Below are 16,171 nucleotides of genomic sequence, written 5' to 3' on the forward strand. Positions count from 1 at the left end.
TTAAATGCAGTGATGGTTATCGCTGGGCGGATTTGGCTTCGGGGCTGTCAGCTCTCGAAGCCTTTCTTCTTTGTATGCCCGCCTATCCTCATAGGTTTCAGCCGGTGCAGGTGGCGGGGTCGCTATGACCGGTTCTTCTTCGGGGAATTCCAGCGGTTCAGTGCTTGCCTGGTCTTTCAGGCCTTGCAGCAATTCAGCCAGCAGGCCGCTGCCGGGTTCGTCGCATTCAATCCGTTCAATCTCTGCAGAGTGCCAGAGAAATTCCTGAATCATGGAATCAACTGGCAAGGTTTTACGGCTCCCGTCTGCATAGGTGATTGTTGCACCGGACACCAGCGAATTTAACTTTTTCTTCATGGATTCAATCCGCTTTATGAAGCCTGACATCTTGAGCGCCTCCTCAAAGAGAGATGCAGAAATGGGGTCAAGGTCAACTTCGGAGCCGTCATATCCCCAGGTGACAGGGCAGACAGTGGGCGCTCCATCATGCCACGGGAACGGGTATACCGTAAAGGACATAGGGTCATTGGCTCCCGTTGCGGGAATGCGGGTCCCATCTTCCAAAATCCAGTAGAACTGCCCGGGGACGGATTGAAGCTGTTCCAGAATTTTTACTATTCGGGTTTTGTAATTACTCATGTTGCACCCTTTCATTTACAAGCTGTTCCAGCTCGGACAGCCGTTTTTCCTGTTCGTCCACACGGATAACGCCCAGCGTTACATTACAGGCATATATAATTGCGTTTGCGTCCTTGGATTCCATTTCCCCGTTCAATACCATATTCGAAACACGGTTCAGGGTTCGCTTAACATCAGCAGGTGTTCCCATCTTGAACCGTTTCTTATCTGCCATAAGCTTGCCCTCCTTTGAACGAAAAGGGCGCATGAACCGAAGCCCACACGCCCCACCGCTGCATCATCATTAAGCCGTTACGGCCTGATAGTACAGGGCTTCCTTCTTGTTGTCCAATACAAAGGCATCATAGCAGATACGGCCTTCCACCAGCGCACCGGAAATGCCGGGCGGGTCTTGGTGGATTCGGTAATCTTCCAGCTTGACAGGGGCCACGGTAGCCACAGGGTGAGCCAGCAAGAAGCCGAAAGCCTCCGGCAGCCGAACAGCGGGAACCTTTACGACGTTCGCACCGTCCAGCGTGGCAAGAACACCCTTGAGGCGCAGATCATTGCCAATGTCGGTTTCCATAACAATATCCTTGCACTTCTTCATGAGGACGTACACGGCGGGAGCCACAACCAGCACGCGCCCGGTTTCGGGGGCCTCTGCATCATCCAGAGCCTGAGAAGCTTTGAGAATCTCGGTATAGATATTCTCGGCGGTCAGAGCTACAGCTGCGGGCTTTGTCCCGGCGTTGGCACTCATGATGCCATATACATAGCTGTCAACCTCGGGGACAACTACTTCACGCTGCTGACGGGCCAGAGCAGTAGCGGCTTGCAGCTGCTGGGCTGTTTCGTCCGTATCCAGCTTGTCAATGGCAAAGGTGAACGAACGGTCTTTCTTGAGGGGCATTTCCTCGGTGACTGCGTCCAGTCCAGCAACGGGGCCGAAGCGGCTTGCATTGGGGCCTGTGCCGGGGCGGTCGTAGTCGTTCATGCCAGATGTGTTCACCTTATAGATTTTCACTGTGTGTGCGCCTGTCCAGTCAAAATCTTTGTTGGTGAGCATGGAAAGCTTACTCTCGGTCGAGAACATTTCATCAACATAGGGGGCGAACTTGGTTACTAAATTTACTGTTGCCATAATTTAAGATGTTCCTTTCATCGTTTCAATCCGAACACCTTTGCAATTGAATCATCAGAGGAAATAAGAGGCTTGCCTCCCATCGGCGCCGAAAAGATCGGGGCGAAGCGCGGAGCCTTGGGGGAGATAGACGGGAAAGCTTCTAGCAGCTTGTCTGCCATCTGTTTGAATTTATCAAAGTCGCTTGTATCCAGAACAGTTAGAAACTCTTTCGGGTAGTTCTCGTCTGCGGAGAGCAACTCCTGACATTTCAACTTGTTCTCTCTGGCGGTCAGATCGGCCTCGCGTTCATCAGCTGCCGGGGCTTCTGCCTTGGCTCTTTCGCGGGCCAGCCGGTCGGATACAATGCGGTTTACTTCCTCTTGAGAAAATGTCTTGCCCTGTGCTGCCTGTTCACCTGTTGCCGCCGGTGTCGCGTCGGGCTGCTGCTGGGCCTGTGCTTCGGTGTTCATGGGTTTATTTTCTTCTGTCATACTACTAATACCTCCGTTTAACGCCCGGGTGGGCTAAATAGAAAAAGGCACAGGATACCAGCGGTTAAGCTGTTTTCCCATGCCTTTGAATGGCTGCCTATTGGCGGTACTCTGTGCCTTATTTATAATATAATTATACCATATACAGGGGGAGTATGTCAATCGATTTGCCCAGTACAATGCGGGTTTTCAGGATTTTTAGTAGTCAAATACAGATGAAAATATGGGGGCTTGTTGTCGGTTTTGTGTACTCTTGCACGGGGTAGAATCTGCTGTGCGGCTTGGAATAAGGCTGTTGCCCTTTCTTCTTCATTTGGTGAATAGGAAATGTGTAATTTCATACATTCACCGCTTTTTTTATGTCGGTAACGATTAAGAGGTTACCCTCAATTAGTGCGTCCTCCATTTCACATTCGAAGATTCCTGGCTCCGTTTCGTGTGAAGCCTCAGGATTAAGGCCTTTCTGAATCTGCACCCAATCACCAGCGTTTCCGGCAGCGATTGTAATCTCGTAAATTTCTTTATCTAGTTCGCAGTCTACCGAATTCATATCTATTTCATACAAATTATATCCATTTGGTGATCGATCATAGGTTTCAGAAGAAAGTCGTACAGTCACGATGTCATAGTGTGTAGCAATCGTTTTGCCTGTGTCCGGGTCAAAGGTGAGTGAAAGAACCTGATCGAATTTCAACATAATAAAATACCTCCAGAATTTTAATGTTTTGCTGTGCTATCAACTCTGCTGCAGCCAACTGCGCATTTCATCTTCGTTTCGGATGTGTGCGGCTATTATTCGCTCGTCTTTATTTCCGTCAACAAACTCGCATTTTAGCCGTATGTCGAACAGAATATTTCCCAAAGACCAAAGTTGAGCTTGCATGTATTCAAAAGACCAAACAAAATTTCTTTTAGTGGTTTCGTTTTCTTCAAAAGCTTCTACACTCATGCTAAAATACTGTTCTCTAAAAGATTGTAGAAGCCTTTCCGCCATGTAGATATTTGGAACAATATCATTAAAACAATTCCAAATTTTATCCTGGACACATTTTACCTCTTGCGCTTCTTCTTCGGTTGTGTTATTCTGATTCTGTTGAATAAGGTTTGCGCTCTGAACGGTTGCCGCCGTTGGGGCGCTCTTTTTTTTGCCTTTTGACATGATTTTTCCTCCTTTGTGTTAAGCAGTATTCTTCATCGCCTGCCGGCTGAGCAGCAAGGCTTTGATCTGCTGGTAGTCCATACCCAGATCGATCAACGCCGCTACTTGATCCTCCAGCCGGGCAATTGCTTGGGTTTCCTCCGCTGTCATGTAATCGGAGGCGGGCGTTTTCTTTTCTGCTCCGCGCTCTTTGCGGATCTGTGCTGCGGTTTTGCCGAGCACCGTCTTATAAACCAAATCCATATACATCTTATAGTCCCATTTGCTGTGCTGGGGGAGGCTTTGAATTGCGTCCGTCAGGCTGCGGTGGGGCGCTTTGCGGTCTGCCTTGGCAATTTGTCGTTCCTGAAGCTGGGTACGCATCTGGTAGAACTGCCGAACCAATTCGGTTTTGAACCGGATCACCTGCTCGGTGTTCTGCAAAAATGTAATAAGCAGAGTGGCTTGCTGTTCGTTGAGGTGGTAAAGTTTTTCATACTTTACGCCTCGGCTCTTTTTCACTGCGCGCATTTCAAATGCGACCAGTCCGAAAGATTTCAGACTTGCTTCATGTTTCGCGATCATCTGCTGGATGGCGTGATGTTTGATTCCTGCATACTCTGCTATCGTTTCGCTGGTGGTGAAAGGCATTTCTTTCATGCTTTGGGATTGAACAAAAACCAACTGATTCATATAACCCTCCTTACATCATTTCATAATACCGATATAACCGAATATCTCCGCTGAAAAAGTGATTGATATTGTAGTCACAGCGGTACTGCGTTTGAAAGTGCCGGTCAATCATGGGGAAGTAGTCCTCCGGCTCAATGTCTATGGGGTTTCCATATTCGCCAGTAACAAAGGGCATATCCTCAATCATGCGCTGAATCTGCTCTTGTCGGATATGGGGGTGGGGTTTTCCGAATGTTTCTTCATACTTCCTGAAATAATATTCAAATACGGAAATAACTTCCCCCAGAGAATAGGAAGGGCTGTCTGCTGCCTGATATGCCTTGGTAGCTAAGGCGCTGAATACATCGAAATTAAACTGCATAGGTTTCACCTCCTTTCAAGCTGAAAAAGACAAGTCCTTGACTGTCAATGACACGAGCAGGGGGCGCTGGAAGCGCACTCCCTTATTACCTTTTAAAAAACATTTACACTAACACTGACATTAACACTTACACTTACACTTACAGCCATTTTTGCCATGCTGCCATATAACAAAACATGGCATTGCTATACTAAGCCATAGCAGAAGATGGCATTGCTATTTATTCGTCTTTGTTCCACCGGGCTTCGGCACCTTTCTTCCCGGCCTCTGATCTGGCTTTTTTGGAAACCTCCCACTTTGTGGCATCTCGATCTAGTTGAGCTTTCAATACAGAGAACATTAAATCTTCCATGGGGAAGGCCTCAAAATTAGGTGCTTCCCCAATATCAGAATAGGTAAAGGCTGCTTTTATTACCCTGCCAGCCTGTTCATCGGTCAGTTTTTCCCATTGTGGGCGGCTATCAGTATAAAGAACAAAACTCTTTTTCTCTGCCACGGCGTCACCCCGCCACTTCTTCCAAACCGCCAAAGAACTTCTTGTTAAAAAACGCCCGGGGAACACGTCCAGAAACGGTTATGTAGCCCTGTGCTTTCAGCTCTTGGTTCAACTCCCGGAAGATTTCGTATGTTTTGCCCTCGGATAGCTCAAGGATGCGTGCGGCTTCTGGAGCGCCAATATAATACTGTTTCATATTCACACCTCGCTTTCAATCAGATCGGCTACATCTACACCAAGGGCGCGGGCAACCTTGCCAATGGTTGCGGGTCGAATGTTGCGCCCGGTTATGACATTATTCAGAGTAGGTCGAGGCAGGTTCGCAGCTTTGGTCAGATCGTCTGAATTCATACATGCTCGTGCCATAGCCAGCTCAAGTTTCAACTTGCTTGCTTTCAAAGTAGTTCACTTCCTTTCGAGACCAATATTGGTCTATCACTATAATATCAGATATAAAATGGTCTGTCAATAGTGAAAAAAGATTTATTTTGGTCTGTTATTTTATATACCTCTGTGGTAAAATAATTATGAGGTGATGTGCATGGGCAACGAGATAGGACAGAGAATTCGAGAAACCCGAACCCAAAAAGGCCTGACACAAAAAGAGATTGCAGAAAGATGCGGCATGGCAGATTCCGCGATTAGAAAATATGAATCAGGAACAGTTACCCCAAAATATGAAACGTTAGAAAGAATAGGTTTGGCTTTAGGGGTTGAACCGTACTGGTTAATGACAGGAACCGCTGCGGTTGATAAGCTTGGGCAGATGGCCAATGAAATGCTCACTTCATTAAAAGAGCATAAAACCAAACTAAGCGAACTTGAGGAAGCTATGAAAGCAGTTCTTCTTGATTCATACGATAAGCTGAATATTGAGGGCAAGGATAGGGCTATCCAGCAAGTTCAAGACTTAGCCAAGATACCAGACTACCAAAAGGACAAAACCCCGCCAGAGAGCGAGTAGAGGAAGGGAGGGGTATCCTCAAAATTGAGGAGGCTATACTATGAAAATTCCAATTCCGGAAAGCTTAAGACAAAAAATTATTGAACTGAATAGCCTCGCGGAGCGATACCCGGATATCATTCCTTTGCCAGAAGTTGCGAGATTTATGAAAATTTCTCCCGAGGGCCTACGCGCTTACTTGGATAACGATTCCGTGTCGTTCGGCATGACATGGCATAAGATGGGGGCCGTAAACAAGGCTTACAAAATACCTACCGTAAGGTTTTATGCTTGGTATCGAAATGGGTTAGGAATGTGAGATAAATTAAGGAGGTACTCATGGTGAGAACAAAATATGTATATCGGTGGGAAGATGTACCGGTTATTATTGACTTGCCTTATGTTGCCGTATTGTTGGGTGTAAGCGTTGAGTGCCTCAAAAAGTGGGCTCAAAGAGGGAAGATCCCCGCCTTTAAAGTTGGCAAGCTCTGGCGGATAAGCAAATATGACTTGCTCGCATTTATTGAACAAAATAAAGTTAGTCCGCCACAGCTTGAACCACATTGACGAGGGCGAGCAGCTTTTGAGAAAAAAGGAGATTTACGAAGTGCTGTACCCGGAAACTAAAAAAGGGGCGGTGAACCAATACACAAAAACGCTAAGCGAAGAATCTTCGGTTAGCAGGCCAAAATCCTTTGTAGATGATTCTGCCGAAAAAATGCAATTGTCCCCACCTTTGCCACAAGTGGCAAAACCCATATTTTGCGATCATCCGTACCCACAAGTGGGTACAATGCCTTTCCTAACAAGTTGGGAAAATTTTAAATAAATCAGATATCCATTTTCGCAAGAAACTGCGATTTTTACCGTTGCAGGAAGTTGCGATGCCAAAAAAGGATGGTGCAGCCATGCCAGCAAATAAAGACCCCAAGACCCCCGGGCAATGGGTGTGCCAGTTCTACTATACCGACTGGACAGGGGAACGGAAGAAAAAGTACAAGCGCGGCTTCGCCATGAAGCGGGATGCCTTGGAATGGGAGCGGGATTTTCTCAAGCACCAGCGGGCCGACATGAGCATGAAGCTTTCGACCTTTGTGGATTTGTACCTTGAGGACATGGGCCACCGGCTCCGGGCTTCTACGCTCGACAACAAGCGCTTCATTTACAATCTGAAAATAAAGCCGTACCTGGGCGAGAAGCCCATGAATGCGATCACGCCGCCTGATGTGCGCAAATGGCAGAATGAACTAATGTCAGCCGAACACCAGGAGGGGAAGAAGTATTCTCCTACCTACCTAAAGACGGTCAACAATCAGCTGACAGCCCTTTTCAATTACGCGGTGAAATACTACGGGCTACGGGAGAACCCTTGCCATAAGGCCGGCAGCATGGGGAAGAAGAACGCGGAGGAAATGCAGTTCTGGACAACGGAAGAATACAAGCAGTTTCGTGAAGCCGTGAAGGACAAGCCCCGCTCCTATATGGCGTTCCAGCTGCTCTACTATACCGGCATGAGAATAGGGGAGCTGATGGCGCTCACAAAGGCCGATATAGACCTTGATGCTGGAACCATGACGGTCAGCAAGTCCTATAACCGACTGAATGGGGAGGACATTATAACGCCGCCCAAGACGCCGAAAAGCAACCGGATCATTGCTATACCGGATTTCCTTTGTGACGAGCTGCGGGCCTATCTGGCGCAGCTGTACGACCTTCAAGAGGGCAACAGAATATTTCCCTTCACCAAGTATTTCTTGGAGCATGAAATGAAGCGCGGCTGCAAGGTAGCGGGTGTGAAGCGGATCCGGCTGCATGATCTGCGGCATTCTCACGCTTCGCTGCTGATTGAACTGGGCTTCTCTCCCTTGCTGATCGCGGAGCGGCTCGGTCATGAGAAGGTGGAAACGACCCTGAACACTTATTCCCACTTGTGGCCGCACAAGCAGAATGAAGTTGTTGCCAAGCTGCAGGGGATAGAGCTGCCCGGTGATTCTACAATGATTCTAAAAAATCCGGAAAAACAAAATTGACCGCTCACACAGGGTAGAAAACCCTATGAAAACGGCCAAAAACAGGAGAAAAACAGAGCATAAACGCCCACGGGGTAGAGTGGGAATAAAATAAACAAAGCCACAAATCCAGCGCAGATGCCGGTTTGTGGCTTTTCTTTCTTGTACAATAAAAGCTGCACCACAACAGTTGTGGTGCAGCTTTTTGTTTATGCAGCGAGCAGGCGGAAAACCGCTTCGTAGATTTTACGCGCAATATACGGATTGTTCATGGTGTACAGGTGAATGCCGTCCACGCCTTGTGCGAGCAAATCCACAATCTGGTTGATCGCGTAGGCGATCCCGGCGTCCCGCATGGCGATTGGGTCATGCTCATAGCGTTCCATCATCTTTACGAATTTTTTCGGCAGTTGAACGCCGCACAAAGATACCATTCGCTCAATCTGCTTTTTGTTCACAACGGGCATGATCCCGGCTTCGATCGGAACATTGATCCCCGCGAGCGCGGTGCGTTCACGGAACGCATAGAAATAATCGTTGTCCAGAAAAAGCTGCGTGATCAAATGATCGGTGCCCGCGTCGACCTTGCGCTTCAAATAATGGATATCCTCCAGCGTGCTTTTGCTCTCTACATGCCCTTCGGGGTAGCAGGCGCCGATAATATTAAAATCCGCGTGTTCCTTGATAAAGGCGATCAGATCGTCCGCGTGGGAAAAATCCGTGCAGGGCGGATGCTCCGGGCTGATGTCGCCCCGGAGTGCCAGAATATTCTCGATTCCCTGTTCTTTCAGGAGATCCAGCAGAAGCAAGAGCTCTTCTTTTGAAAAATTGATGCACGGCAGGTGGGCGACGCTTTCGACAGCATAATTCGTCTTGATGAAAGAAGCGATCTCAAGTGTTTTGCTGTTGTTAGCGCTTCCGCCCGCGCCGTAGGTGACGCTGATAAAGTCCGGGTGCAGCCATTTCAGCTCTTCCAGCGTATTGAATATCGTATCTTCGGAAGAGGTGCGCTTTGGGGGGAACACCTCCAAAGACAACACCTGCTTCTTTTTAAATAAATCAGCTGTTCTCATCGCGTACTTCCTTTGCTGCCTGAACCAGATGCTCAAGACTCGGTATGGTTTCGGTATTGCTTCTCGTTTTCAGCCCGCAGTCGGGGTTTACCCACAGCTTCTCTTTGGGGATGCTGCCAAGCATTTTGCGGAGAGCGGCCTTGATTTCGTCCACGGACGGAACTCTCGGAGAATGGATATCGTACACGCCGGGGCCGACTTCCGTGCGAAAGCCGTTTTCTTTCAGAACGTTCAGGATGGTCAGGTCGGAACGCGAGGCCTCAAAGGTGATTGCGTCGGCGTCCATGGCATCAATGTCTCGAATGATATCCGCAAATTCGCTGTAGCACATGTGCGTGTGGATTTGAGTTTCCGGCTTTACGCCGCTGTGGACAAGCCGGAATGCGGGGATCGCCCAGTCGAGATAATCCGCCCGCCAGTCGGATTTCCGCAAGGGCAGCTTCTCGCGCAGCGCCGCTTCGTCTACCTGAATTACACGGATGTGGTTTGCTTCCAGATCAAGCACCTCTTCGCGGATCGCGAGGCCAATCTGATAGGCGCATTCCTTGAGTGAGATATCCTCGCGCGGGAACGACCAGTTCAAAATGGTTACGGGGCCTGTCAGCATGCCCTTCATCGGCTTTGCGGTCAGTGACTGAGCATAGACCGACCATTCCACCGTGATCGGCTTTCCGCGGGAAACATCCCCCCAGATGATCGGCGGCTTGACGCACCGTGTGCCGTAAGATTGTACCCAAGCCTTTTCTGTGAAGAGAAAGCCGTCCAGGCATTCGCCGAAATACTCAACCATATCGTTGCGCTCAAATTCGCCGTGAACCAGAACATCCAGCCCGATTTTCTCCTGCAGGGCGACGCATTCGGCGATTTTCTCCCGGTTGAAGGTCCGGTACTGCTCCAGCGAAATTTTACCGCTTTTCAGGTTGGTTCGGTTGGCCTTTACTTCCGCCGTCTGCGGAAAAGAGCCAATGGTGGTCGTCGGGAGCAGCGGGAGTCCAAATTCTTTTTTTTGGATTTTTTCACGCTCGTAAAAAGAAGGCTCTCTGATAAAATCCTGTTCGGACAGTGCGTGAACTTTATTCTGAACGGTCGGGTTGGCGGCCGTCCTGTCCCCAGCAAACAGGCTTTTGTTTTCCAGGTATTCGGCGTGGGTTTCGGGAGCCTTATCGGAAAGGATCGCTTTCAGCCCGCGCAGTTCGGCCAGCTTTTCTTCCGCAAATGCAAAGTAATTTCGATGCTCTTCCGACAGCTTCGTTTCATTCCGCAGCGTATAGGGAACATGCAGCAAAGAGCAGGAGGTGGACAGCACGATTTCCCCGCAGTGTTTTTGCAGTTTGCCGATGATCTCGTACGTTTGCGCATAGTTGTTTTTCCAGATGTTCTTGCCGTTGACAATGCCGGCAAAGAGGATTTTGTCTTTCGGGAACCCGTTTGTCTCCACCAGCTCCAAAGACTTTTTTCCTTCGATCAAATCCAGACCGATTCCGTCAAATGCAAGAGAGGCAGCGTCACCGTAGCAGTCTCTGATATCGCCGAAATAAGTCTGCAAAAGCACCTTGACTTGGCCCTTGGCGGAGAGGATTCTGCGGTACAGCGAGAGGAACAGCGCCCGATCCTCGGCGGACAGGTCCGTCACCAGATACGGCTCGTCAAATTGTACCCAGGCGGTTCCAAGTGAGTTGAAACGGTTCAGTATTTTGCCGTAAGCGCCCGCAATGCTGTCAAGGTAATCCTCGGGCTTCTTTGTGCCTGTGCAGCGCGCGAGTTTCAGGAAAGTGAACGCCCCGATGATGGCGGGCTTCGTTTCTACCCCTGCTTTTTTGGCCTCGGCATACTCGTCGAACGGTTTTGTTCCGGCGAGCTTGATCTCGGTATCCTCGTCTATTTCCGGAACCAGATAATGATAGTTTGTGTTGAACCATTTTTTCATCGCGAGCGCTTTCACGTCCCCGTTTTTCCCCTGGTAGCCTCTGGCCATTGCGAAATACTCGTCGAGGGGCGAAAGCCCTAGGGCACGGTAGCGCTCGGGAACGGCATTCAGGAGCACAGCCGTATCCAGCATCGTGTCATAAAATGAAAAGTCATTGCTGGAAATATAATCTATCGCGTTTTCGAATTGCTTTTGCCAATGTGCTTTGCGCAGCTCTGCCGCTGCCGCAAATAAATCTTCTGCCGCTATTGCCTGCTTAAAGTATTTTTCGGTTGCAAATTTGAGTTCCCTTAAAGTTCCGACCCTGGGGTAACCAATAACCGATGTTTTCATATATGATTACACGCCTTTCTTTTGTGTTGTTATTATAGTACCATCAAAAAGCGTACATAGGGTAACTCATTTAATTTATTTGTAGATATAGGGTAATCCTATAGGTAAGATTTATGGGCGGCCAAAAGCGAGGTCGATTCTGCCTTTTGTCCGTCTTCTCAATTTCATTCCCCTGTAAAAAACAGAAAAAGCAGAGAGTGCTTTTTTGAAATCCTTTGTGCATCCCGCAAAATATTTTCTTTCTGTTGACAGATGCAGTCTGAGTCTTTTATAATAAAATCACAATTGAACAGGCTTTTATGACTGACGGGTAATGTGGAGATGACACCACAGGGGAATAAAAGCTGTATCTTCAGCCGACCGTCTGGGCAGCATTTTGGTTTTTACCAAATGCCGCCCTTTTTTGTTTTGAAAATGGCGGGGGAAAAGCCGGGATGCCTTGAAACAAAAGGAGAGCTTATGAAGAAACAGGCATGGCAGGGGTTTCACGGCGGAAACTGGGAAAGGGAGATCGATGTCCGGAACTTTATTCAAACGAACTATACGCCTTATGAGGGCGGAGCGGAATTCCTGGCTCCGGCCACAGACCGCACAAACGCACTGATGAAAAAGCTGGATCACCTGCTGGAGATGGAGCGGGAATTCGGCGGCGTTCTCGACATCGATACGCGAACCGTTACCTCGCTCACCAGCTACAAGCCCGGCTATCTGGACAAGGAGCAGGAGATCATCGTGGGTCTGCAAACCGACCGCCCGCTGCGGCGGGGCGTCAATCCCTTCGGCGGCCTGAACATGACGCGCAAGGCGTGCGAGGCCTACGGGTACCAGCTTTCTCCGGAGGTGGAAAAGGAATTTCAGTACAGAACCACTCATAACGAGGGCGTTTTTCGCGCCTACACCGATGAGATTCGCGCGGCCCGGCACTGCGGCATCATTACCGGCTTGCCCGACGCGTATGGAAGAGGGCGCATCATCGGCGATTACCGCAGAGTCGCGCTCTACGGTGTCGATCGGCTCATCGAGGAGAAGAAAAAGGACAAAGCCAAAATCGGCGAGGGTGTGATGGACGCCGACCATATCCGCCAGCTCGAGGAGCTGTACCAGCAGATCACGTTCCTGGGGTACTTAAAAGACATGGCGGCCCTGTACGGCTTCGATCTTTCAAGGCCAGCCGAAAACGCCAGAGAAGCGGTTCAGTGGCTGTATTTCGGTTATCTCGGCTCTATCAAAGAGCAGAATGGTGCGGCGATGAGCCTTGGGCGCGTCAGCACGTTTCTCGATATTTATTTTGAACGCGACCTCGCAAATGGCCTTCTCACGGAGCAGCAGGTGCAGGAAATCTTTGATGATTTTGTGATGAAGCTGCGCATGGCGCGCCATCTGCGTACACCGGATTACAACGAGCTGTTTGCGGGCGACCCAATGTGGATCACGGAGTCGGTCGGCGGCATGGGGGAGGACGGCCGCACGCTGGTGACCAAAAGCTCGTTCCGCATCCTCCACACGCTGTATAATCTCGGCTCGTCGGCCGAACCGAACCTGACCGTTTTGTGGTCCGACCGTCTGCCGGAAGCGTTCAAGCGCTTTGCCGCAAAGGTTTCCTGCGAAACAGATGCTATCCAATATGAGAACGACGACATTATGCGCCCGAAGTTTGGCGACGACTATGGCATTGCCTGCTGTGTATCGGCAATGCGGCTGGGGAAGGACATGCAGTTCTTCGGCGCGCGGGCAAATCTGGCAAAGCTGCTGCTTATGAGCCTGAACGGAGGACGCGACGAGAAGAGCGGGAATCAAATCGCACCGGCCAGAGCACCGTATGAAGGGGAATACCTTGATTACGAAACGGTTGTGCAGAGCATGGCCTTTTACCGCGACTGGCTGGCGAAAACCTATGTCAGCGCGATGAATATCATCCATTACATGCACGACAAATACGCCTATGAAAAAACGCAGATGGCATTGCACGACACCAATGTACACCGCTTTATGGCGTTCGGGATCGCCGGGCTTTCCGTTTTGACAGACTCGCTTTCCGCTATCAAGCACGCGAAGGTCAGATGTATCCGCGACGAGAGCGGGCTGATCAGGGAGTTTGAAACCGTTGGGGAGTACCCGGCCTACGGCAATGATGACGACCGCGTCGATTCCATCGCGCAGGAGCAGGTGCGGCTGTTCTTTGAGGCGCTTCAGAAGAACCCGACCTACCGAAATGCCGAGCACACGCTTTCGATTCTGACCATTACCTCCAACGTGGTATACGGCAAAAAGACCGGGGCAACGCCGGACGGGCGAAAAGCCGGCGAGCCCTTTGCCCCCGGCGCGAACCCCATGCACAACCGTGAAAAAAACGGCGCGCTCGCATCCCTGAACTCGGTCGCAAAGCTTTCTTACGACATCTGCAAGGATGGAATTTCCAACACGTTTTCAATCATCCCGCAGGCGCTGGGTCACAGCGATGAGGAGCGCCACGGGAATCTGGTCGCGATTCTGAACGGCTACTTCCTGCAGAAGGCGCATCATATCAATGTCAATGTATTAAACCGCGAAACATTGATGGATGCCTATGAGCATCCTGAGCAATACCCGAACCTGACCATCCGAGTTTCCGGCTATGCCGTGAATTTCCACAAGCTTTCCCGGGAGCAGCAGCGCGAAGTGATTTCTCGTACCTTTCACGAGGCGATGTAATGACAGGGCGGATTCATTCCTTTCAAAGTCTGGGCGCGGTAGATGGCCCCGGCCTCCGCTTTGTGATTTTTTTGCAGGGGTGTACCCTTCGCTGTGCCTATTGCCATAATCCAGACACCTGGAGCCTGACCGGCGGCACGGAATACACGGTCGATGAAGTGGTGCAGAAGGTGCTGCGATACAAAACATATTTGACAGCATCCAGCGGGGTGACTGTTTCGGGCGGGGAACCGTTGCTGCAGTGGGGATTTGTTGCAGAGCTGTTCCGCCGGCTGCACCGCGAGGGAATCCACACGGCACTGGATACCGCTGGAATCGGCGACCCGGAGGGAGCCCGGACAGTACTGCTCCACACCGATCTCGTTTTATGCGACCTCAAATTCTCCAAAGATGTGGATTATCTTCGCTATGCCCGGGGAAATATGGATATGGTTCTGCGGTTTTTACAGCAGACGGAAGAGCTGGGGGTTCCGCTATGGATTCGGCATGTGGTGGTTCCGGGCCTTACCGACGGAGAAGCGCATATTCTGAAAATCGCGGAGCTGGCCGTCCGGTATCCAAATCTGGAGCGGCTTGAGTTGCTGCCGTTTCGCAAATACTGCATCAGCAAGTACGAGGCCATGAAGCTCGAATTCCCGCTTCGCGATTTTGAGGAATGCACCGATGCGAGAATACAGGAGCTGTATCAAAGCATCGAAACAGGTTTTCCCGACAGCATTGTCCCGTTGGCCTGCAGGTGAAAATTTCTGACCGGTTCTAATGGCCACAGATAGAAAAAATCGTGGGTCAGAAGATCAAACTTTTTCATTCCGGAGGATGTTCCCCTGAAAATAGATAAGAAGCCCCGAAAAGTATTCAAATGCTTTTCGGGGCTTCTTTTTTTACAGCAAAGGCTGCAGTTGATGTAAATAGCGGCAATGACAATGAGGATGAAATCCATTGAGCTTTTCCGCGGCAAATCAATATTTAATCTTATTTGGAATCTCAAACACATTTTTAGTGATAAAATAGTACGAGATATGTTTTTCAAGTGTATTTTTGTGTAAATTTGATTGACAACCGGTTGACATGTTTATCTGTTCTGAATTATAGTATGGTTGAATAACTTGCATGCAAGAGGAAGACAACGATAAAGGAGACTTGAGGTTCGTTATGGCAGGGATTAAAGATGTGGCTGAAAAGGCCGGCGTATCGGTAACAACGGTTTCCCGTGTGCTCAATAAACGCGGATACATATCGCAGGAGATGTACCAACGAGTGAATCAGGCCATCGAAGAGCTGAATTATTGTCCGAATCAGATTGCGCGAAATCTATATCTGCAAAGAACCTTTATGATCGGGCTGCTCATACCGGACATCAGCCGTCCCTTTTTTGCGCGTCTGGCCAAATATATCGAGATGGAGCTGAACGACCGGGGCTACAAAATGATGCTGTGCAATACGGTTGAAAAGGCAAACAAAGAACGGGAATGCCTGGCGATGCTGCGCCAGAACAAGGTAGACGGCATCATTATCGGGAGCTATGCGCTGGATACCGCCGAGTATCAGAAAGTGTCGCTTCCAATTGTATCGATCGACATGAAGCTCGGCAGTCAGATTCCGAATGTTACCTCCAATCATCGGATGGGCGGGGAGCTGGCTGCACGAAAGCTGATTGGAAATGGGTGTAAAAACGTGGTGCAGATTATGGGTGACCGCCGAGTAAAAATAAACTCGCAGGAGCGCCACAGAGTGTTTCAAAAGCTGATGGAGGAAAACGGTGTGAAATGCACGACCTTCGAATTAAAAAAGAAGGAGTTTTCACGCGAGGAATACGCCAAAGTGGAAGAAAAGATTTTTTCGGCTGCTTTGGATATTGACGGTGTTTTCGCCAAAGATTACATCGCAGCCAGAGTTTTGCACACGGCGTTGTCGCGTGGGATTCGCGTACCACAGGAGCTGAAAATTGTTGGTTACGACGGAACAGAAATTGCGGAGCTTATTTACCCCAGGCTGACGACGGTGTGCCAGAATTACGCTGCAATTTCGCAGTCGATCGTGAACGCCTTGATCCATCAGATCGAACAGAAAGAACGGACAAAAGAAGATATGGTTCACGATGTTATTTTATTGGAGGGCGGCACGACACTGACATAACGAAAAAACATAAATCGTAATGACTGTAATCCATGTAGTACGGAAAAGCATAGGGTAGATACAGATTTGCAAAAAGCGGGAACAGCCGGGCGCGGGGATTGGAAGAGGGATTGTTTGAGATGTTTTCAAATGACAT

At 49.5% G+C, this 16,171-nt stretch carries 20 protein-coding genes and 1 riboswitch; of the genes, 7 read left to right on the forward strand and 13 right to left on the reverse strand.

Annotated features, from left to right (window positions below; genetic code table 11):
- The 11 genes from HMPREF1141_RS12815 to HMPREF1141_RS12865 all read right to left on the reverse strand — a co-directional run bounded on the left by HMPREF1141_RS12815 (position 1) and on the right by HMPREF1141_RS12865 (position 5,322).
- Positions 1 to 639: a hypothetical protein gene (locus HMPREF1141_RS12815; protein WP_009065008.1), complete on the reverse strand. Its 639-nt coding sequence runs from the start codon at positions 637 to 639 to the stop codon at positions 1 to 3.
- Positions 632 to 853, reverse strand: coding sequence for a hypothetical protein (locus tag HMPREF1141_RS12820; RefSeq protein ID WP_009065021.1), 222 nt, complete (start codon positions 851 to 853; stop codon positions 632 to 634). The genes HMPREF1141_RS12815 and HMPREF1141_RS12820 overlap by 8 nt, the downstream gene beginning before the upstream one ends.
- Before the next feature lie 69 nt (positions 854 to 922).
- A complete protein-coding gene (locus tag HMPREF1141_RS12825; RefSeq protein ID WP_009065093.1) occupies positions 923 to 1,762 on the reverse strand; it encodes a hypothetical protein in 840 nt (279 codons plus the stop codon).
- A 17-nt stretch (positions 1,763 to 1,779) separates the two neighbouring features.
- Positions 1,780 to 2,235 carry a hypothetical protein gene (locus HMPREF1141_RS12830; protein WP_009064984.1) on the reverse strand — a complete coding sequence of 152 codons (456 nt, stop codon included), beginning with the start codon at positions 2,233 to 2,235 and terminating at the stop codon, positions 1,780 to 1,782.
- Between the two features lie 337 nt (positions 2,236 to 2,572).
- The gene (locus HMPREF1141_RS12835) at positions 2,573 to 2,932 is read right to left on the reverse strand and encodes a hypothetical protein (protein WP_035317108.1); all 360 of its coding nucleotides are present in this window, start codon (positions 2,930 to 2,932) and stop codon (positions 2,573 to 2,575) included.
- 39 nt (positions 2,933 to 2,971) lie between these two features.
- Positions 2,972 to 3,394: a hypothetical protein gene (locus tag HMPREF1141_RS12840; protein ID WP_009065063.1), complete on the reverse strand. Its 423-nt coding sequence runs from the start codon at positions 3,392 to 3,394 to the stop codon at positions 2,972 to 2,974.
- Between the two features lie 18 nt (positions 3,395 to 3,412).
- The gene (locus HMPREF1141_RS12845; RefSeq protein WP_009064998.1) at positions 3,413 to 4,066 is read right to left on the reverse strand and encodes a Rha family transcriptional regulator; all 654 of its coding nucleotides are present in this window, start codon (positions 4,064 to 4,066) and stop codon (positions 3,413 to 3,415) included.
- A 10-nt stretch (positions 4,067 to 4,076) separates the two neighbouring features.
- Positions 4,077 to 4,427, reverse strand: coding sequence for a hypothetical protein (locus HMPREF1141_RS12850; protein ID WP_009065013.1), 351 nt, complete (start codon positions 4,425 to 4,427; stop codon positions 4,077 to 4,079).
- Positions 4,428 to 4,647: 220 nt separating this feature from the next.
- Positions 4,648 to 4,923, reverse strand: coding sequence for a DUF6291 domain-containing protein (locus tag HMPREF1141_RS12855; protein ID WP_009064986.1), 276 nt, complete (start codon positions 4,921 to 4,923; stop codon positions 4,648 to 4,650).
- A 4-nt stretch (positions 4,924 to 4,927) separates the two neighbouring features.
- Positions 4,928 to 5,119, reverse strand: a complete 192-nt coding sequence (locus HMPREF1141_RS12860; protein WP_009064991.1) for an excisionase — start codon at positions 5,117 to 5,119, stop codon at positions 4,928 to 4,930.
- Between the two features lie 2 nt (positions 5,120 to 5,121).
- A complete protein-coding gene (locus tag HMPREF1141_RS12865; RefSeq protein WP_035317109.1) occupies positions 5,122 to 5,322 on the reverse strand; it encodes a helix-turn-helix transcriptional regulator in 201 nt (66 codons plus the stop codon).
- 142 nt (positions 5,323 to 5,464) lie between these two features.
- Here HMPREF1141_RS12865 and HMPREF1141_RS12870 point away from each other — a divergent pair, with 142 nt between their 5' ends.
- The 4 genes from HMPREF1141_RS12870 to HMPREF1141_RS12885 all read left to right on the forward strand — a co-directional run bounded on the left by HMPREF1141_RS12870 (position 5,465) and on the right by HMPREF1141_RS12885 (position 7,896).
- Complete coding sequence (locus HMPREF1141_RS12870; protein WP_051044313.1) at positions 5,465 to 5,887, forward strand: helix-turn-helix transcriptional regulator; 423 nt, start codon at positions 5,465 to 5,467, stop codon at positions 5,885 to 5,887.
- 40 nt (positions 5,888 to 5,927) lie between these two features.
- Positions 5,928 to 6,185, forward strand: a complete 258-nt coding sequence (locus HMPREF1141_RS12875) for a hypothetical protein (protein ID WP_035317110.1) — start codon at positions 5,928 to 5,930, stop codon at positions 6,183 to 6,185.
- 20 nt (positions 6,186 to 6,205) lie between these two features.
- Entirely contained in the window at positions 6,206 to 6,433 is a 228-nt protein-coding gene (locus HMPREF1141_RS12880; RefSeq protein ID WP_035317111.1) for a helix-turn-helix domain-containing protein, read from the forward strand.
- A gap of 341 nt (positions 6,434 to 6,774) precedes the next feature.
- Complete coding sequence (locus HMPREF1141_RS12885; protein WP_035317118.1) at positions 6,775 to 7,896, forward strand: site-specific integrase; 1,122 nt, start codon at positions 6,775 to 6,777, stop codon at positions 7,894 to 7,896.
- A 188-nt stretch (positions 7,897 to 8,084) separates the two neighbouring features.
- Here HMPREF1141_RS12885 and metF read toward each other — a convergent pair whose 3' ends face one another.
- Both metF and metE read right to left on the reverse strand, forming a co-directional pair.
- Entirely contained in the window at positions 8,085 to 8,948 is an 864-nt protein-coding gene (gene metF, locus HMPREF1141_RS12890; RefSeq protein WP_009064988.1) for a methylenetetrahydrofolate reductase [NAD(P)H], read from the reverse strand.
- Positions 8,935 to 11,208, reverse strand: a complete 2,274-nt coding sequence (gene metE, locus HMPREF1141_RS12895; protein WP_009065006.1) for a 5-methyltetrahydropteroyltriglutamate--homocysteine S-methyltransferase — start codon at positions 11,206 to 11,208, stop codon at positions 8,935 to 8,937. The genes metF and metE overlap by 14 nt, the downstream gene beginning before the upstream one ends.
- A 289-nt stretch (positions 11,209 to 11,497) precedes the next feature.
- A riboswitch (ZMP/ZTP riboswitch) is annotated at positions 11,498 to 11,585 on the forward strand.
- Positions 11,586 to 11,667: 82 nt separating this feature from the next.
- On the opposite strand from metE, the gene pflB reads away from it, so the two are divergent.
- The 3 genes from pflB (at position 11,668) to HMPREF1141_RS12910 (ending at position 16,035) form a co-directional block, all read left to right on the forward strand.
- Positions 11,668 to 13,899, forward strand: coding sequence for a formate C-acetyltransferase (gene pflB, locus HMPREF1141_RS12900; RefSeq protein WP_035317120.1), 2,232 nt, complete (start codon positions 11,668 to 11,670; stop codon positions 13,897 to 13,899).
- Positions 13,899 to 14,639 (forward strand): pyruvate formate-lyase-activating protein, encoded by a 741-nt coding sequence (gene pflA, locus HMPREF1141_RS12905; RefSeq protein WP_009065091.1) that lies wholly within the window; start codon positions 13,899 to 13,901, stop codon positions 14,637 to 14,639. Before pflB ends, pflA begins: the two co-directional genes overlap by 1 nt.
- A 412-nt stretch (positions 14,640 to 15,051) precedes the next feature.
- Positions 15,052 to 16,035 (forward strand): LacI family DNA-binding transcriptional regulator, encoded by a 984-nt coding sequence (locus HMPREF1141_RS12910; RefSeq protein ID WP_009064978.1) that lies wholly within the window; start codon positions 15,052 to 15,054, stop codon positions 16,033 to 16,035.
- The last annotated feature ends 136 nt before the right edge of the window (positions 16,036 to 16,171 follow it).

It is taken from the genome of Clostridium sp. MSTE9, from assembly GCF_000277625.1.
Taxonomy (GTDB): domain Bacteria; phylum Bacillota; class Clostridia; order Oscillospirales; family Acutalibacteraceae; genus Faecalispora; species Faecalispora jeddahensis.